At 60.4% G+C, this 18,739-nt stretch carries 14 protein-coding genes; 8 read left to right on the plus strand and 6 right to left on the minus strand.

Going from position 1 to position 18,739, the window contains the following annotated elements; translation table 11 throughout:
• Positions 1–129: 129 nt before the first annotated feature.
• Positions 130–435 (plus strand): DUF2288 domain-containing protein, encoded by a 306-nt coding sequence (locus tag J2Y90_RS12175; protein WP_253499879.1) that lies wholly within the window; start codon positions 130–132, stop codon positions 433–435.
• A gap of 283 nt (positions 436–718) precedes the next feature.
• Here J2Y90_RS12175 and J2Y90_RS12180 read toward each other — a convergent pair whose 3' ends face one another.
• Positions 719–2,917, minus strand: a complete 2,199-nt coding sequence (locus tag J2Y90_RS12180; protein WP_253499882.1) for a hypothetical protein — start codon at positions 2,915–2,917, stop codon at positions 719–721.
• 196 nt (positions 2,918–3,113) lie between these two features.
• Here J2Y90_RS12180 and J2Y90_RS12185 point away from each other — a divergent pair, with 196 nt between their 5' ends.
• Complete coding sequence (locus J2Y90_RS12185; protein WP_253499885.1) at positions 3,114–4,010, plus strand: NAD(P)-dependent oxidoreductase; 897 nt, start codon at positions 3,114–3,116, stop codon at positions 4,008–4,010.
• Here J2Y90_RS12185 and J2Y90_RS12190 read toward each other — a convergent pair.
• A complete protein-coding gene (locus tag J2Y90_RS12190; RefSeq protein WP_253499887.1) occupies positions 3,901–6,183 on the minus strand; it encodes a putative bifunctional diguanylate cyclase/phosphodiesterase in 2,283 nt (760 codons plus the stop codon). The genes J2Y90_RS12185 and J2Y90_RS12190 overlap by 110 nt on opposite strands.
• Positions 6,184–6,333: 150 nt before the next feature.
• The gene (locus J2Y90_RS12195; protein ID WP_253499889.1) at positions 6,334–6,702 is read right to left on the minus strand and encodes a YkgJ family cysteine cluster protein; all 369 of its coding nucleotides are present in this window, start codon (positions 6,700–6,702) and stop codon (positions 6,334–6,336) included.
• A gap of 301 nt (positions 6,703–7,003) precedes the next feature.
• On the opposite strand from J2Y90_RS12195, the gene J2Y90_RS12200 reads away from it, so the two are divergent.
• Positions 7,004–8,353, plus strand: coding sequence for a spinster family MFS transporter (locus J2Y90_RS12200; protein WP_253499892.1), 1,350 nt, complete (start codon positions 7,004–7,006; stop codon positions 8,351–8,353).
• Between the two features lie 153 nt (positions 8,354–8,506).
• Here the strand turns inward: J2Y90_RS12200 and rapA are convergent, their stop codons facing one another.
• On the minus strand, positions 8,507–11,353 hold the full coding sequence (gene rapA / locus J2Y90_RS12205) for an RNA polymerase-associated protein RapA (protein ID WP_253499896.1): 2,847 nt from the start codon (positions 11,351–11,353) through the stop codon (positions 8,507–8,509).
• A gap of 252 nt (positions 11,354–11,605) precedes the next feature.
• Here rapA and J2Y90_RS12210 point away from each other — a divergent pair, with 252 nt between their 5' ends.
• The 3 genes from J2Y90_RS12210 (at position 11,606) to ccoM (ending at position 12,461) form a co-directional block, all read left to right on the plus strand.
• Entirely contained in the window at positions 11,606–11,947 is a 342-nt protein-coding gene (locus J2Y90_RS12210) for a hypothetical protein (protein WP_024011931.1), read from the plus strand.
• Between the two features lie 94 nt (positions 11,948–12,041).
• The gene (locus J2Y90_RS12215; RefSeq protein WP_172828188.1) at positions 12,042–12,203 is read left to right on the plus strand and encodes a hypothetical protein; all 162 of its coding nucleotides are present in this window, start codon (positions 12,042–12,044) and stop codon (positions 12,201–12,203) included.
• Between the two features lie 144 nt (positions 12,204–12,347).
• The gene (gene ccoM, locus J2Y90_RS26505) at positions 12,348–12,461 is read left to right on the plus strand and encodes a cytochrome c oxidase subunit CcoM (protein WP_016771346.1); all 114 of its coding nucleotides are present in this window, start codon (positions 12,348–12,350) and stop codon (positions 12,459–12,461) included.
• A 1,099-nt stretch (positions 12,462–13,560) separates the two neighbouring features.
• On the opposite strand, the gene J2Y90_RS12220 is transcribed toward ccoM, so the two are convergent.
• Complete coding sequence (locus tag J2Y90_RS12220) at positions 13,561–15,036, minus strand: inorganic phosphate transporter (protein ID WP_016771345.1); 1,476 nt, start codon at positions 15,034–15,036, stop codon at positions 13,561–13,563.
• Between the two features lie 371 nt (positions 15,037–15,407).
• Entirely contained in the window at positions 15,408–15,608 is a 201-nt protein-coding gene (locus J2Y90_RS12225; RefSeq protein ID WP_253499899.1) for a hypothetical protein, read from the minus strand.
• Positions 15,609–16,239: 631 nt separating this feature from the next.
• Here J2Y90_RS12225 and pcaR point away from each other — a divergent pair.
• Positions 16,240–17,082 (plus strand): pca regulon transcriptional regulator PcaR, encoded by an 843-nt coding sequence (gene pcaR, locus J2Y90_RS12230; RefSeq protein ID WP_016771343.1) that lies wholly within the window; start codon positions 16,240–16,242, stop codon positions 17,080–17,082.
• A gap of 293 nt (positions 17,083–17,375) precedes the next feature.
• The gene (locus J2Y90_RS12235) at positions 17,376–18,722 is read left to right on the plus strand and encodes an MFS transporter (protein WP_073475852.1); all 1,347 of its coding nucleotides are present in this window, start codon (positions 17,376–17,378) and stop codon (positions 18,720–18,722) included.
• The last annotated feature ends 17 nt before the right edge of the window (positions 18,723–18,739 follow it).

Genomic DNA, 18,739 nt, shown 5'->3' on the forward strand with positions numbered 1-18,739 from the left:
TATATCCCAAAAGGCAGCATTCCCTGGCCTTCCTGCTTTTTTCGTTCGGTGCAGCGATTTGCAACCGGGTTTTTCTGACGGACCACCGACGTTATCATTCGCGTCGTTTTCTTTTCCGGACAGCTCCCCATGAATCAAGAACCTAGCACCCTCTATGCCAAGCTGCTTGGTGAAACGGCATCAATTACCTGGAAAGAGCTGGAGCCGTTCTTCGCCAAGGGTGCCCTATTGTGGGTCGACCCTGACCTCGATTTGATCGCTGCCGCCGAGGCCGTGGCATCGGATGAGGGCGAGAAAGTCGCGGCCTGGCTGGCCGAGGACAAGGTCGCCAAGCTGTCTGAAATGCGGGCGCTGGATATTTTCGAGCGTGATCCGCAGCTGTGGGCCGTGGTGGTTTCGCCGTGGATTCTGATCCAGGAAAGGGCGGCTGTTTGAGTGGGGGCACCGTTTTGGTGCTTCCATCGCCACCACGCAAGTGTGTAGCGGAGTAGCGTGATGGCACGTTGCCGTAGAGAAACACCACGCATCACGGTGACGTAAACGTAACGGGAACAGTTTATTGAGCGGCCTTAGGGTCGCTTAATTGTTTCTGGATGTTGGGAGGCCTGAGATTTTCGGCGAATTAGCCGGCCCCTTCGCGAGTAAGCTCGCTCCCACAGGGCAATGTATTCCAAATGTGGGAGCGAGCTTGCTCGCGAAGGGGGTTACTCGGTTTTGATCAGACCGAGTAAGTCTTGCCGGTATGGTTATTCAGCGAAATCACCTTGGTCTTGCCAATCCGGTGGCGATAGATCTCGCGCAAATACTTGATCGACTTCTTCACGCAATCACGCGACAGGCGAATGTCATTGATCGAGACGAACTTGTCTTTGTCGTTGATCAGCTCGCGATACTTTTTCTCGTACATCGGTTTGATCGCGTACCAGTTGGTGTCGAGGATCTTCGCCGGGTTTTCGAATTCGTTGAGCAGGTCGTCGATACGCGCTTCGTCGAAATCCTCTTGAATGATGAAGTCGAGAATCGAGTTGTCCAGCGTCTCGTCGAAACGGTACGGGTTCTTGGCAAAGCAGCGCTTGATGAACGCCACGATCAAGGTCAGGAAGTCGTCCGAGAGGCACGGGCTCTTGGCGATCAGGGTGGTCAGCGACAGGTTGGCCGAAGCGCCGATCACCAGCGCGTAGCGCTTGAGCGTGGTGTTGGGGAACAGGCTGTTGAGGTGGGTCTTCAACCGGTTCAGGTCCATGTACGACAGCTTGTAGTCCTTCGGCAGCGAGACGATCGAGACCACCGACGAGCAATTCTTGAAGAAGTGCAGGTCGTGCAGCGCGGCGGCGTCGTAACCGGAGTTCTTGTACTGCTCCAGCGAAGCGCGATAACGCTTGGATTCGATCGGCAGCAGGCTGATGCCTTCGATCGCTTGGGTGACCTTGTTGAAGTGCGGCAGGTCGATCGAACGGAAGAACAGGTCGTCGATGTTCAGGCGCTGCGGCTCTTTATCGAAGACCTTGAACTTGTCGCTGCTCGGCGGCGGGGTTTCCGGGACCACCGATTCGGCGTAGGCAATCGCCACCGGCCCGGCCAGACTCATGAACAGGTCGTTGGCGTCCAGGCGGATGGTTTCGCCGATGTCGATGCCGGCGCGGCGGAAGTAGTTCTGATCGTAGTCAGTGGTGACTGCCTGCGCCGTCAGAATGTTGAAGATCTGCTGGGAGATGTACTGGTTGGCGTGCTTCTCCATGGCATTGACATCAATGTTCTGGATGTTGCCGTCATCGCTCTCTTCGGCGTAACGCATGATGTCGTTGGAGATCAGCATCATCGCGTTCCACGGGCGGATGCGCCCCATGACGCTGGCTTCGCTGCTGTCTTCGTTGGCGAAGTTGTAGGAGAAATCCCATTCCTCCGACAGGTATTTGCACAGCAGGCGCCCGGCGTTGATGTGCAGGGCTTCGGACATTTCGCTGCGGTGATCGGAAATGTTCGGCAGCACGCAGATGCCGCTGGTGAAGATCGGTTCGAACACAAACGAATGACCGCTCTTGCCGTCATGCTCATCCATCGGCTTGGTGTCGAACGTCTTGTTCATGTACGAGTGCTGCTGGGCCAGACCGAACTCCGAGGCCATGCCCGAACCGGTGCCGCCGCCGGCACTGAAGATCGAGAAATACAGGCGCGACTGGTTGGCCTTGATCCCGCAGCTGTCGATCAGGTACGAGTGGATCATTTTCCAGTCCGGGCTGGAGAAGCGCTGGGTGTCCTTGTTGAGGATGATCTTCGCCAGGTACTGGCCGAGGATCGGCGCGTTACCGGCGCCGCCGGCGTGGACTTCGGACAAGTCCATGATCTTCATTTTGCTGTAGTCGCGCAGGAAGCCGCTTTTTTCGCCCTTGCGCGAAAAACGGATGCGCCCGGCGATGTCCTTGTCGAGGTCGCCGAGCATCACCAGCGGTTCGACCAGGAATACCGGTTTGGTCGATTTGCTGGTGCCGATGCGCAGGTTGTTCTTGATCCACTGCGCCGGGCTGTAGCCCTTGTCGGCCAGACGCCGGTCAGCCGGGCGGTCTTCGTTGTTGAATTCGTTGAGGTAGAACTTGCGCGCGTTGTACACCAGCTCCGCCACGTCGAGGGCGATGTTGGAGCCGCAGCGACCGAGGCCGATCAGGCACACCGAAGGGAATTCCTGATCGTTGTGCTGCTCGTTGTCGCCTTCCTGATGCGCCGGGCGCGGGAATACCGAATCGCGCAGGCCGTCGAGATTATCGAGGATGCGGTCAGTGTTGGTTTCGGTGAAGTACAGGTATTGCTGGGTCGACAGCGGACGCGAAGGCGGCGCGGGTCGGGACAGTGACGCGCTGTTCGCGGCGGGGCTCAGGGTCAGATCGGCTGTTGCACTGGCGGGATTGTTTTTGGAGGTCATGGTGCGCCATTTACCTGGACTGGGTTGGCTCGCCGCACAGTGTCGGCGAACCTCACGGAATAAGATCTCGCGTCTTGTGTGCGCGAATACGGCCCGGGCGTCGTGGTGCTGGCTGCTTTGATCGCCGGGCGGAATCCTTTCCTGATCGTTGATGAATCGGCCATGATTCGGTGATCTTTAATGGAAAAGAGGCAAAATGATGTCAACGCTACCTTCGTTGGGGTTTGCCGGAATCGGCCTGATGGGCCTGCCGATGTGCCAGCGTCTGCTGGCCGCGGGTTACCCGCTGACCGTGTGGAACCGCAACCCGGACAAGTGCGCGCCACTGGTCGCTGCCGGCGCCCGACAAGTGACGAGCCCCGCCGAACTCTGCGCACACGCTGACATCGTCATGCTGTGCCTGGCCGACACCGCCGTGGTGCGTGAAGTGGTGTTTGGCGCCGGCGGTATTGCCGAAGGAGCGAAAAGCGGACAGTTGCTGGTGGATTTTTCCAGCCTTGAACCGACCGCGACTCGCGAGATGGCCGCAGCGCTGGCCGAGAAAAGCGCCATGGCCTGGCTCGACTCCCCGGTGTCCGGCGGTGTGGTCGGGGCCGAGGCCGGCAGCCTGGCGATCATGGTCGGTGGTGCGGCGGCGGATCTTCAGCGCGTGCGCCCGGTGCTGCTCGATCTTGGCCAGCGCGTCACGCACATGGGCGGCGTTGGCGCCGGGCAAGTGACCAAGGCCTGCAACCAGATGATCGTCGCCTGCAATGCGCTGGTGATCGCCGAAGTGGTGGCGTTGGCCGAACAGGCCGGGGTCGATGCCAGTCTGATCGCCGAGGCGCTGGCTGGCGGTTTTGCCGATTCGAAGCCGTTGCAGATCCTCGCTCCGCAAATGGCCGAGAGCCGTTTCGAGCCGATCAAGTGGCACGTGCGCACGTTGCTCAAGGATCTTGACACGGCAGTGAAATTTTCTCGTGAGCAGGGCTCGGCGACGCCCATCAGCGGATTGGCCGCACAATTGATGCGCCTGCATGGGGCGCAAGGCTTTTTGGCGCAGGATCCAGCGACGCTGGTGCAAATGTATCGCGGGCCAGACTCAACGGATTGACCCCGAGCACGGGGTTGCGCTGGTTGATTTCATCGAGCACCGCGCGCAATTCGTCTAGCGGCAGCGGGCGGCTGAGCAGATAGCCCTGAATGAAATCGCAGCCTGAACGCTTGAGGAACTCATATTGCTCCAGGCTTTCGACGCCCTCGGTGACCACTTGCAGATGCAGAGTGTGGGCCATGACGATGATCGCCTGGACGATCTCCATGTCCGCCGTGGCGGTGGGGATATCGAGGATGAACGAGCGATCGATCTTCAGAGTATTCAGCGGCAGGCGCTTGAGGTAGGCCAGCGACGAATAGCCGGTGCCGAAATCATCGATCGACAGCGACACGCCGAGGGCACGGATCTGCCGCAGCAGCACCAGGGTGTTGGCGATATTGCCCATCAAGGCGTTTTCGGTGACCTCCAGTTCCAGGCGTTCCGGCGCTACACCGGCGGTGCGCAACGCCTGCTCGATTTCCTCGGCCAGCTCTTCCCGCGCCAGATTCAGGGGCGAGCAGTTCCAGGCGATTTTCACCTCGGCACAACCATGCCGCGACAGCTCGCCAAGATCCTTGCAGGCGCGGCGCAGCACCCAGTTGTCCAGTTCGGCGATCAGACCGTTGTTCTCGGCGATACCGATAAAACGGTCCGGTGTGAGCAAACCGTGGACCGGGTGCTGCCAGCGAATCAGCGCTTCGAGCTTGGTCACGCGCCCGGTTTTCAGTTCGAAGATCGGCTGGTAGTAGAGCATCAGCGCGTTGTCTTCCCGTAGCGCGCTGCGCAATTCTTCTTCCAGTTGCAGCTCGAAACTGGCGCGGGTTTTCAGGCTGGAATTGAAAAAGTGAAGGCCGTTGCGCCCGGCGCCCTTGGATTGGTACAGCGCCAGGTCGGCGTGCTTGAGCAGTTCCTCGCAAGTGGTGCCGTCTTCGGGAAACAGACTGATGCCGATGCTGGTGGTCATCACCATGCGCCGACCGGCCAGTTCAATCGGCTCCTTCATCTTGTGCATGATGCGCTGCGCCATGCCGCGCGCTTCTTCGCGGTCGCGCAGGCTGATGAGGATGCAGAATTCGTCGCCGCCGAACCGCGCGACCACGTCTTCGTGGCTGCGCACCGAGCTTTTGATGTGCTGCGCGATGACTTTGAGCAGCGCGTCGCCAGCGTCATGGCCGAGGCTGTCGTTGATGCGCTTGAAGTGGTCGATGTCGAGAAACATCACCGCGAGCATGCCGCCCTCGCTGGTTTTCTGGCTGAGTTTTTCGGCGAACATCTGGTTGAAGCCACGGCGGTTGATCAGGTTGGTCAGCGCGTCGTAATTGGCCGCTTGCTGGAGGGACATGCGCGCCTGATCGAGCTGACTGAGCAGGGCGTTGACCCGGCGCAGATCGTTTTCCTTGTTCTGCAACTTCTTGTCGGCGAGGGCGGCGCTGATCGCACTGCCGAGGATCAACAGGATGATCAGCGCCACGGTCAGGCCCAGTTGCAGATGCCCGGTATCGCCGCCGCTCGCTGCCAGAGCGCCTTCGGGAAGCACCAGATCCAGCGCAGCCATGCCGGTGAAGTGCATGCTGATGATGCCGGCACCGAGGATCAGCGCCGCGCTGTATTTGAGCAATTGGTGCGCGACGCCGCTGCCTTCGCTCAGATAGCGCGCCACCCACAGCGCGGCGAAACTGGCGCCGATGGCAATCAGCACCGACAGCGCGAACAGCCCTGGCTGATAGTAGGCGGTGGCGCTCGACTTCATCGCTGCCATGCCGACGTAATGCATCCCCGCGATGCCCAAGCCAATGACAAACGCAGTTTTGAGGCAATGCAATGCGCTTGGCTGGACCTCGCTCAGGGTGTGCATGGCCAGCCATGAGGCGAGCAGGGCGATCAGCAATGAGAAGAGGGTGATGCCGAGGTCGTACTGAATGTCGATGGGTGTCTGGAAAGCCAGCATGCCGATGAAGTGCATGGCCCAGATGCCGCCGGCCAGGCAGGTCGCGCCGATCCAGCGCCAGATTCGCCGCGACCCCCGATCTTCGGCATGCACCACGCGCTCAGCCATATCCAGGGTGGCGAAACTGGCCGCGCAGGCGACCAGGTAGGCCACCATCACCAACAGCGGGTTGTGACTGCAATCGAGGAGAATCTGCCCGCTCGCCGGCAGCTCGGCAACAAACTGCAAACCAAGCCACTCCATAGCGTGCCCCGTCTCGGATTCATTTGGCCCGTGCGTCAATCAACGCAGGCGAATGCAGGGAGTATAGAGGCGGTTTTCCGGCTGCAAGGCGTAGTGGCACATTGGTGGTAACGATTTTGCCATTAGCCTCATAGCGATTCGCGCTAAGGCTCAGGCAATGCGCTCCAGCGGCAGGTCGTTCCAGTGTGGCGGCAAGGGTGACAGGCCGTGGGCGGCGCGGGCCTTGTCGCAGTCAGGGTTGTGCTCGCCGTTCTCCCATGACGCCTCGAACTCGCGGCAGGTGCTCGAGCGTTTGTCATAGATCGTGCAGGCCACAGCGCTGCCGACCTCACCCGCCAGAGACGTGCAACGCGTCGGCTTGCGGTCGGTGCCGATCATTGCTACCCGGCTCGGGGTGATCTGTGCGACCAGTTCATCGGGCACCGTCCCGCCAGCGGATGAGCACTCACCCCAGAAAAACGACACGCGAAAATGGGAACAGCAGGCACCGCAATTCAGACACGGACTGGCTTCGGACATGAGCGGGGGTATCAAAGGGATTGATCGGAAGATCCGGACGGATCCGGCGGCCATTCTAGGCTTTGCCATGGCGTTGGGAAGGGGGGCGCGAAACTATTTTTTTGTCGCCGGATTTTGCCGCGAAAGCCCCGTATGGCGGGGGATTCCAGACTTATCAAGGGCTTACGTTTCGTTACAGTGCGATGGGCCGATATCAGGCTGACGAATGATGACAGACAGCCCCCGCGCGGCTGACTAGATTGCAGGTTCCGGGCTCGACGCGCTGGCAGTGAAGCCCTCATAACAATAAAGAGACGGACCCATGCAGAACTCGACCCAAGCGGCGAATGCCTGGCGCATTCTGTTCCTGCTGTTCCTCGCCAACCTGTTCAATTTCTTCGACCGCACCATCCCGGCGATCATCATCGAACCGATCCGCATGGAATGGCACCTCAGTGACTTTCAGTTGGGCATCATCGGCACCGCGTTCACCGTCGTTTATGCGATTGCCGGCCTGCCGCTGGGGCGTATGGCCGACACCGGTTCGCGCAGCAAACTGATGGGCTGGGGCCTGGCGACGTGGAGCGCGCTGACGGCGGTCAACGGTCTGGTCGGCAGTTTCTGGAGCTTCCTGATCGTGCGCATGGGCATCGGCATCGGCGAGGCCAGTTACGCACCCGCGGCCAACTCGCTGATCGGCGACCTGTTCCCGGCACACCGTCGGGCGCGGGCGATGGGCATTTTCATGCTCGGCCTGCCGCTGGGGCTGCTGTTGGCGTTCTTCACCATCGGTGCGATGGTCAAGGCCTTCGACAGCTGGCGCGCGCCGTTCTTCATCGCCGCCGTGCCGGGGCTGATCCTGGCGATTTTCATGTTCTTCATCAAAGAGCCCAAGCGCGGTGCGGCGGAATCCGTGCAGGTTTCGCAAGAGAAAGTCGACAAGCCGATCCGTCGCGTCCTCGCCGTGCCGACGTTCCTGTGGCTGGTGATGGCCGGGCTGTGCTTCAACTTCGCGACCTATGCCTGCAACTCGTTTCTGGTGCCGATGCTGCAGCGCTATTTCCTCATGCCGTTGCAGGAGGCGGCGGTCGCCACCGGATTTATCGTCGGCGTCACCGGGCTGGTCGGGCTGACCCTCGGCGGCTGGATCGCCGACAAGATTCATCAGCGTTTCGCCAGTGGACGCCTGCTGTTTGCGGCGTTCAGTCTGATCATCTCGACCTTGTGCACGGCGTGGGCGCTGCATGCCGGGCGCGTCGAGATCGGCGTGTTCGTTGCGGTGTTCAGCGTCGGCTGGCTGTTCGCCTACAACTTCTACACCTGCGTGTACACGGCGATTCAGGACGTGGTCGAGCCGCGCCTGCGGGCGACGGCGATGGCGTTGTTCTTTGCCGGTCTGTATTTGCTGGGAGGCGGGTTAGGTCCGGTAGTCGTGGGTGGGCTGTCGGATCACTTCGCACACACGGCGATGCTGTCGGCGGGCGCTGAGCAGATGACCGAAGCGTTCAAGGCTGTCGGCCTGCATGACGCGATGTACCTGATCCCGGTGGCACTGTTTTTGACCATGGTCTTTCTGTTTCTCGCGTCGCGCTGTTTCGTGCGGGATGCGCAGCGGATGAAGGAGGGGTTGGTGGCGGTGGTTGAGCCAGAAATTTCTGCGGCGACTGCTTAAGATCAAAAGATCGCAGCCTTCGGCAGCTCCTACAGGAGGAACGCATTCTCCCTGTAGGAGCTGCCGAAGGCTGCGATCTTTTGCTTTTGCTTCTAGAACAAAAAGGCCCGCATCGCTGCGGGCCTTTTCTTTTTCAGCGGTGGAGCGGGGCGGTTAGCCCGCCACCAGCACCCGGATCGCTTCCAGGCGCAACGCCGCTTTATCCAGCATCGCCAGACCTTGCTCACGCTGAGTGCGCAACGCCTCCAGTTCGCTGTCGCGCACGGTCGGGTTGACCGCTTGCAACGCGGTCAGGCGCGCCAGCTCTTCGTCGGTGTCGGCGGCCAGACGGCGGCGTGCTTCGGCCACACGCTCGGCGTGACGCGGGGCGATCTTTTCTTCGCCCGCGTTGATCCGTGGCGTCAGCTGATCGCGCTGGGCCTGGATGAACTTGTTGGCGCTGGCGCGCGGCACGCTTTCCAGCTGGTCGTTGAGGGTTTCGAAGGAAACCCGTGGCGACAAGTCATTGCCGTTGGCGTCGAGCAGGCAACGCAGCGCCGCCGGTGGCAAGTAGCGCCCCAGTTGCAGCGAACGCGGTGCGACCACTTCGCTGACGTAGAGCAATTCGAGCAACACGGTGCCGGGTTTCAGCGCCTTGTTCTTGATCAGCGCGACGGCGGTGTTGCCCATCGAGCCGGACAGCACCAGATCCATGCCGCCCTGCACCATCGGGTGTTCCCAGGTGATGAACTGCATGTCCTCGCGCGACAGCGCCTGGTTGCGGTCGTAGGTGATGGTCACGCCTTCGTCGTCGCCCAGCGGGAAACTGGCGTCGAGCATCTTCTCGCTCGGCTTGAGGATCAAGGCGTTTTCCGAGTGGTCTTCGCTGTCGATGCCGAACGCGTCGAACAGCGTTTCCATGTAGATCGGCAGGGCGAACTGGTCGTCCTGCTCGAGGATCGCTTCTACCAGCGCTTCACCCTCGCCAGCGCCACCGGAGTTGAGTTCCAGCAGACGGTCGCGGCCAGTGTGCAGCTCGGCTTCGAGACGTTCACGCTCGGCGCGCGCTTCGTCGATCAACGCTTGCCACTCGCCGTCATCGGCTTCTTCGAGCAGCGGCAGCAGACGCGGGCCGAACTGATGCTGCAAGGCGTTGCCGGTCGGGCAGGTATTGAGGAATGCGTTGAGCGCTTCGTGATACCACTGGAACAGGCGCTCTTGCGGGCTGGTTTCCAGGTACGGCACGTGCAGTTCGATGATGTGCTTCTGGCCGATCCGGTCGAGACGGCCGATGCGCTGCTCGAGCAGGTCCGGGTGCGCCGGCAGATCGAACAGCACCAGATGGTGAGCGAACTGGAAGTTGCGACCTTCACTGCCGATTTCCGAGCAGATCAGCACCTGCGCGCCAAACTCTTCATCGGCGAAGTAGGCGGCGGCGCGGTCACGCTCAAGGATGTTCATGCCTTCGTGGAACACCGTGGCCGGGATGCCGGAGCGCACGCGCAGGGCGTCTTCCAGATCCATCGCGGTTTCGGCGTGGGCGCAGATCACCAGCACTTTGGTGCGCTTGAGCATTTTCAGCTGATCGATCAGCCACTCGACGCGCGGATCGAATTTCCACCAGCGTTCTTCTTCGCTGGCGTCCGGCTGCGCCTGGAAGCTGACTTCCGGGTACAGCTCGGCGTGTTCGCCCAGCGGCAGTTCGAGGTATTCGTCCGGGCAAGGAAGCGGGTAGGGGTGCAGTTTGCGCTCGGGGAAACCCTGCACGGCGGCGCGGGTGTTGCGAAACAGCACGCGGCCGGTGCCATGGCGATCGAGCAGTTCACGGACGAGGCGGGCACTGGCTTCTGTGTCGCCATCGTTGACGGCAGTGAGCAGGGCTTCGCCTTCGTTGCCGAGAAAACCGTGAATGGTTTTGTGCGCTTCGGCCGAGAGACGGCCCTTGTCGAGCAGTTCCTGCACGGCTTCGGCGACCGGGCGATAGTTGTCGCTCTCGGCGCGGAAGGCGGCCAGGTCGTGGAAACGGTTCGGGTCGAGCAGGCGCAAACGCGCGAAGTGGCTGTCCTGACCGAGTTGTTCCGGGGTGGCGGTGAGCAGCAGCACGCCGGGAATCACTTCGGCCAGTTGCTCGACCAGCGAATATTCCGCGCTGGCCTTGTCTTCGTGCCACACCAGGTGGTGCGCTTCATCGACCACCATCAGATCCCAACCGGCGGCGAACAAGGCGTCCTGCGCCTTTTCATCATCGACCAGCCACTCCAGCGCGACCAGCGCCAGTTGCGTGTCTTCGAACGGGTTGGTGGCATCGCTTTCGATAAAGCGTTCTTCGTCGAACAGCGCGACCTGCAGATTGAAGCGGCGGCGCATCTCCACCAGCCACTGATGCTGAAGGTTTTCCGGAACCAGAATCAGCACGCGATTGGCGCGGCCCGAGAGCAGTTGGCGATGGATCACCAGACCGGCTTCGATGGTTTTACCCAGACCCACTTCGTCCGCCAGCAGTACACGCGGGGCGATACGGTCGGCGACTTCACGGGCGATGTGCAACTGGTGCGCGATCGGCTGCGCACGCACGCCGCCCAGGCCCCACAGCGACGACTGCAACTGGCGGCTGGTGTGTTCAAGGGTGTTGTAGCGCAGGGAGAACCACGGCAGCGGGTCGATTTGCCCGGCGAACAGACGGTCGCTGGCCAGACGGAACTGAATGAAGTTCGACAGCTGGGTTTCCGGCAGGGTGACGACTTCGTTCTGCCCGTTGAGGCCGTGATAGACCATCAGCCCGTCGACGTCGTCGACCTGCTGCACGGTCATCTTCCAGCCTTCGAAATGGGTGATGGAGTCGCCGGGCGAGAACCGCACACGGGTCAGGGGCGCATTCCGTAGCGCGTACTGGCGGGTTTCGCCAGTGGCCGGGTAAAGCACGGTCAACAAGCGGCCGTCCTGTGCCAGAACGGTGCCTAAACCAAGCTCTGCTTCGCTGTCACTGATCCAGCGTTGCCCCGGTTGATACTGCTGCGCCATGCTGCCTGACTCCCACCTTGAAAAAGCGGGCTATCTTAACGGAATGACGGCTTCAGGGCCAAAGATTACTGGCGTAGGAGCCGCCGAAGGCTGCGATCTTTTGATCTGTGGGAACAGTTGGGTTTTGCGTTGTCCCATGAAAGATCGCAGCCTGCGGCAGCTCCTACGGGTGCGAGGTGCATCACACAATTACGACAGGCGGCTCAAGGCGCCTGCACCCCAGCCGATAGCCTGCAGACAGGAGACCTTCATATGTTGCCACCCATGCTCCCCTTGAGCGCTGTGCCGATCACTTCCCAGCAGGATCCGATCCGCCAGCGGCCGGACATTCCGCCGGTGGTGCCGGTGCAGGAGAGCTCCAACGAAAGCACGATCGACCTGCAGAAGCGTGATCCGGAAGAGGATCGGCTGCTGGCGCGAGAAGAACAGCGCCGCCAGCAGGAACGTGATCGTCGGCGCCGCGAGGCGGATGAGGATCCTGAAGAGCATCTCGCCGTGCCGGGCACTGAACTGAACGCCGACAACACTGTGCCGGTGGTGCCGCTGATAGACGATCAGCCGCGTCAGGGCTTGTGGGTCGATATCGAGATTTGAGCTGTGACTGGTCAGCGCGTGCGCCAGGCGGCATGATTGGCGCAATCCTGTCGGTGACGGCAGCTGTGATCTCTTTTGCGATGTGCCGAACGCCATGAGCCAAGACGACAAACTGATCGACCTCAGCACCGAACGCGCCAAGCGTGTGCATGACCTCAACGAAAAGCGCCTGAACGAAGTGCGCCAGGCTTTCGAGCAGGCGATGCCGTTGGGAAAAACCAGGAAAAAGTCGAAGAACAAACCGAAAAAGCGTTGATCTCCCGCCGCATCCATTGATGCAGGTCAGTTATTTCCCCTCCTTTATTTCCCTTCGTTGCGGATATTGATCCTGGTCAATATGTGCGCCTGTGTGTTTGTTAATTTGAGTCCATCGCAGCAAAGCAGGGCCAGGAGGCCAGTCATGTTTTTCGATAACGTGGTGTTTGCCGGGGTTCTGACGGTGGGGCTCATGGTGCTGTTTTTTGCAGGGTTTGGATTTTTTATCTGGAAGGATGCGCATAAGCGGCGCAAGTGAGTTCTTCTGGATTTGATGGGCACGCAAGGCATTTTGGGGCGACTTCGGTTGCCCCTTTTTTTTGTGCCTTGGCGGCCTTTGGGCCGACCAGGCTCTTGGGGGGTTGGGTGAATATCCGTTGCTTCGGTAGCGGCTACTGGCGGTTTCGCCTGACGGCGACTTACTTTTTTACAAGCGCCTAAAAAAGTAAGCAAAAAACGCTAGCTCCTGCGTTCGGCCCTCGCAGGCTCGGGTTCCTTCGCTGCGGGATCGATCCTGGCGCAGCGGCTCCGGTTTGCTTCGCTGCACCTCCTTCCGCTGTGTACGACTGCGTCGTACGGTCGCTGCGCTCCCACGCCCGGATCAATCCCTCCGCTCAGCCTTCCGAAGTCGCCTGTGGATCAAGATCAAAAGCGGTACTCGAGCTTGCGCTCATTGTTTTGAGTGGTGAAAAGCGTGTGGTCTGCTTTGGATCTGTGTTGGGTTCGCCCTCACCCCAGCCCTCTCCCGAGGGAGAGGGGGCCGATTTTTGGGCTTTTCAAAATCTGTGTTCGACGCGGTATCGCACGTCGGCGTACCTCGCCCAAACACCTCGTTCAGTCCCCTCTCCCTTCGGGAGAGGGCTAGGGTGAGGGGGCTTTTGATTTTCTGCATATTTGCATTCGACTCGGTATCTCATGTCGGCGTATTTCGCCTAAACACCTCGGTCAGTCCCCTCTCCCTCCGGGAGAGGGTTAGGGTGAGGGGCTCTTGATCTGGCTTTTGCTTTGCTTCTGCTCTTGATCTTTTGCCCCTTCGGCAGGCTTCGTTACGGGATCGATCCGGGGGTGGGAGCGCAGCGACCGTACGACGCAGTCGTACACAGCGAGTGTAGGTGCAGCGGAGCAAACCGGAGCCGCTGCGTCCGGATCGGTCCCGTAACGAAGGAACCCCGAGCCCCAGCGAGCGGGCCGTACGCCGGGGCAAAGCCTTTTGCTTACTTTTCGGCGTCTGGAAAAGTGAGTCGCTGTAAGAGCGAAACCGCCAGCGGCAGCACCCCCAGAAACGGATATGCCCCCAATCCCAAAACGAAAAAGGCGCGATTCCAAAGAATCGCGCCTCCTTCACAAGCAGCAATCGATCAACTACCCAAAGCCTTCGAAGCCAACCAGAACAACCCGGCCGACAGCGCCACAGTCGCGGGCAGGGTCAACACCCAGGCCAGCAGAATAGTCTTCACCGTGCCACCCTGCAGGCCGCTCTTATTGGCAACCATGGTCCCGGCGACACCCGAAGACAACACGTGAGTGGTCGACACCGGCAGGCTGAAAATGTTGGCCATGCCGATCAGACTGGCCGTGGTGATCTGTGCCGACATGCCCTGCGAATAGGTCATGCCCTGCTTGCCGATCTTCTCGCCAATGGTCAGCACCACACGCTTCCAGCCCACCATGGTGCCCAGACCCAGAGCCAGGGCGACCGCCAGAATCACCCAGAACGGTGCGTATTCGGTGGTGGTGGTCAGGTCTTTGCGCAGCTTGTCCAGGTCAGCCTTTTCACGGGCTTCCAGGCCAGGCAATTTACCGACTTTCTTCGCCGTGTCGTCCAGGCAGAGCAGGTAGCGACGCACTTCGATGCGGCTGTCCGACGACAGCGAATGATAGTCCGCTACACCTTTAAGGGTGTGCAGCAGGGCGGTGATGGTCGGTTCGGTCTGCTGCGGGTTGCAGCGGAATTTCTCCGGCAGGTCACCTTCCACGCTCTTGCCCAAGGCGAGGAACTCACCCAGCGAATCGGCGTTGCGCTGGTAGAACTGGCTCAGGTGCAGGGTCGCGTCGCGGGTGCGTTCGATCTGGTAGGTGGTGCTGTTCAGATCGAGCACGAATTGCGCCGGGACGATACCGATCAGCACCAGCATGATCAGGCCGATGCCTTTCTGGCCGTCGTTGGAACCGTGCACGAAGCTCACGGCCATGGCCGAGATCACCAGGACCAGACGGTTCCAGAACGGCGGGTGTTTCTTGTCGTCGATCTTGCGGCGCTGTTCCGGCGTCTTGTGCATCTTCGACAGCGGGCGCCACCACTTCAGGCCGATCAGCACCAGCGCGGCGATGAGGAAGCCGGCCATCGGCGAGAACACCAGCGAGGCGCCGATGTCGATCGCTTTCTGCCAGTTCACGCCATCTCTCAACGGGATATCGTTGATCAATGCGTTGGCCAGGCCGACACCGAGGATCGAGCCGATCAGGGTGTGCGAGCTGGAAGCCGGGATACCGAAGTACCAGGTGCCCAGATTCCAGGCGATTGCCGCGGCGAGCAACGAAAACACCATCGCCAGGCCATGGCCGGTGTTCACATTGATCAGCAGCTCAACCGGCAGCAGATGGACAATGGCATACGCCACCCCCACGCCGCCCAGCAGCACGCCGAGGAAATTGAACACACCGGAAAAGAACACCGCCAGGTGCGGCGGCATGGCTTTGGTGTAGATAACAGTGGCTACCGCGTTAGCGGTGTCATGAAATCCATTGATGAACTCGAAGGCGAGGACAAACGTCAGGGCGAGCAAGAGGCTCACAAGCACCCAAGCATCCAGTCCGCTGAATAAATCGATCATGAAGGTTTTCTGACCCGGTCGTAAGGGGGCGCGATTATGCCAGAAAAGACAGGAAATCGATGCCCCGTCTGCTCACTGGTCTCACCCTTGTTCGATTTAATTTGTTGCAGGGCGTGAAATCCAGGTGTCACGAAGGGTTTTTCAACTGATTGATTTTTCTAAGGAAAATGGATTTTCAACACCGTTTTCCCGGCGCTTTGGCGCCTCAAACGTTTGTCTGAAATATCTCTGAAACCTGTGGGACGTTCGTTCTTGAGCCACACAATAGCGATGCAGCCGCTGCCCGCGGGTAGCGGGCGCGCGAGGTGTCGTCCTGCCACCGCGCTGATGCTCGGGTGGACGCCGACTCTGGAATGTTCAACAGCCGTGGATCATGGCTCTTCGGCTTTGAGTCCCTTCTCGATCTTTTCGATTTCCTGCTTGAAGACTTGATCCTGAACGGTAGGGCGCTTGCGCCATGCCTTGCGTTCCGGTTCCGGCTGAGCGGCGTAGGTGGTGACTTCCCCGCCGTAAACTTCCTTGTAACGTTGTTCCTGGCGCTCTAGTTCCGCGCGCAGTTCGTCTTTCGTCACGGTGCTACCTGTATGAGTTGAATTGACTATCCGGTGAAACACACTGCAACGAGTCAATTGCGCGCTCCCGCCAGTCATCCACAGCCTTTACAGGCGGGGAAACATTGCAGAGGCGATCAAGACTTCCGTGTTACAGGCGGCTACGGCACCAGATTAAAACTGACGCAGCATCAGTTTCCTGTTTCAGCGAGCGCTGGCGTTGCATGTGTAATGGGCGCCGGGCGCTGGCCGGAGCTGAGACGAAGGGCCTCGTTTCAGCAAGTCGCGGGCTTTTGATTAAAGCGTCGCGATCAGGATGCATTATAGCGGTCGATTCGGGAATGACTATCTTTGCCAAGTTAAAAACGGTTCTGAATGTGTGATGGTTTTGTGGCTGGCAAGTTTCTTCGCTAGTTAAGTGAAAAGACAGCGTTGTAGAACAGGCGTTCTGTTTTTGGCGCCATTAACTCGAACAACTAAGTTGCGCGCAGAATCGATTAAGTCGCCTCAAGGCTGACGAGGAGGGCATCGCGCTGGATTGCGATTATCGGTCGGCGGTTCGATAATCGCCCAATGTTGATGCCCCGGTGCTTGTGCATCGCGTGGCGAGCCGTTTGACTAGGCATTGATGCGTGCCGGACAAGGACAAGAAATGAACGATCAAATGCGCAACTCCTTCACGTCGGTGGCGCCGCCCATCGTCGCCTCGCCGGCCAAGCGCATTCAGGCGCTGACCGGTGATCCGGACTTCATGACCTCGCTGGCCCGTGGCTTGGCGGTGGTGCAGGCATTTCAGGAGCGCAAGCGCCACCTGACCATCGCGCAGATCAGCCATCGCACGGAAATCCCCCGCGCCGCCGTGCGCCGTTGCCTGCATACGCTGATCAAGCTCGGCTACGCCACCACCGACGGTCGCACCTATTCGTTGCTGCCCAAGGTGCTGACCCTCGGCCATGCCTATCTGTCCTCGACGCCACTGGCGGTTTCTGCCCAGCCCTATCTCGACCGCATGAGCGAGCAGCTGCACGAAGCCTGCAACATGGCGACGCTGGAGGGCGACGACATTCTCTATATCGCTCGTTCGGCTACCACTCAACGATTGATCTCGGTCGACCTTTCGGTCGGTGGGCGGCTGCCGGCGTATTGCACGTCAATGGGGCGCATTCTGTTGGCGGCGCTGGACGACACGTCACTGGGCGAATACCTCGACCACGCTGAACTGGTGGCCAAGACCAGTCGCACCATTCACACCCCCGACGCTTTGCTCGAATGCTTGCAGCAGGTGCGTCAGCAGGGTTGGTGCATTGTCGATCAGGAACTGGAACAGGGCCTGCGCTCGATCGCCGTGCCGGTGTACGACGCCTCCGGGCAAGTGGTGGCGGCGCTGAATGTCAGCACCCACGCTGGCCGGGTCAGCCGTGCCGAACTGGAGCAGCGCTTTTTGCCGGGCCTGCTCAGCGCCAGTCGCGACCTCAGTGCGCAGTTGTTTGCCTGATGAACCTGTTCGATAAACGCACAGTGTTGCGTTTATCGAATTGACGCTAAAACCCCCGGATCATTAATGTCGCGGCAGCGTCATCCGGCGCTGATGTGAATGAGCCCGCCGGACTGTCGACCCCATAATAATGACAAGAGGCAACTCATCATGCGCCCGATTTCCGTCTGTCTGTGTTTCACCCGTTGTTGCCGGGTCCCGCGCAACGCCTGATTACAACCTTCTACTCTTGTGACCGTGCCTTGTTCTGGCCGGCCGCCGTTCGACTGCGTTTTTTGCGTGGAATAAAAATAATGAACCAGCCTCAGTCCGCTGTGGGTAACTGCCTCGACGTGCAGACCTTTATCAACGCCCAACCGATCTCGCGCTATCAGTGGCGGGTGGTGATCCTGTGTTTCCTGATCGTATTTCTCGACGGCCTCGACACCGCCGCGATGGGCTTCATCGCCCCGGCGCTGTCACAGGACTGGGGCATCGATCGCGCCAGCCTCGGCCCGGTGATGAGCGCCGCGCTGATCGGCATGGTCTTCGGAGCCCTCGGCTCCGGCCCTCTGGCTGACCGCTTCGGACGAAAAGTCGTACTCGTCGGTGCGGTGATTCTGTTCGGCGGCTTCAGCCTGGCCTCGGCGTACAGCACCAACGTCGAACAACTGCTGGTGTTGCGCTTCCTGACCGGCCTCGGTCTGGGTGCGGGGATGCCCAACGCCACGACACTGCTGTCGGAATACACCCCGGAGCGCAAGAAGTCGCTGCTGGTGACGAGCATGTTCTGCGGCTTCAATCTCGGCATGGCCGGCGGTGGTTTCATCTCGGCAAAACTGATCCCGGCATTCGGCTGGCACGCATTGCTGATGATCGGCGGGATCCTGCCGCTGATCCTGGCTGTGGTGCTGGTGTTCTGGCTGCCGGAATCGGCGCGCTATCTCGTGGTGCGCAACCGTGGCACTGACAAAGTGCGCAAGACCCTGGCGCCGATCGACCCGGTTACCGTCGCCCAGGCTGCGAGCTTCAGCGTGCCGGAACAGAAAACCGTCAAGGCGCGCAATGTCTTCGCGGTGATCTTCTCCGGCACTTACAGTACCGGCACACTGCTGTTGTGGCTGACCTACTTCATGGGTCTGGTGATCGTGTATCTGCTGACCAGTTGGCTGCCGACGCTGATGCGCGACAGTGGCGCGAGCATGGAGCAGGCTGCGTTCATCGGTGCCTTGTTCCAGTTTGGCGGCGTGTTGAGCGCGGTCGGAGTGGGCTGGGCGATGGACCGCTTCAATCCGCACAAGGTCATCGGTATTTTCTACCTGCTCGCCGGGGTGTTTGCCTACGCGGTAGGGCAGAGCCTGGGCAACATCACTCTGCTGGCGACGCTGGTGCTGGTGGCGGGCATGTGCGTCAACGGCGCGCAATCGGCGATGCCGTCGCTGGCAGCGCGCTTTTACCCGACCCAGGGCCGCGCGACCGGGGTGTCGTGGATGCTCGGCATCGGCCGCTTTGGCGCGATTCTCGGCGCGTGGATGGGCGCGACTTTGCTCGGCCTCGGCTGGAATTTCGAGCAGGTGCTGACCGCACTGGTGATCCCGGCCGGTTTGGCCACGGCGGCGGTGCTGATCAAGGGCATGGTCAGTCACGCCGATGCCACCTGATATTTTCATTTAGAGCG

The organism is Pseudomonas koreensis, assembly GCF_024169245.1.
Lineage (GTDB): Bacteria > Pseudomonadota > Gammaproteobacteria > Pseudomonadales > Pseudomonadaceae > Aquipseudomonas > Aquipseudomonas koreensis_F.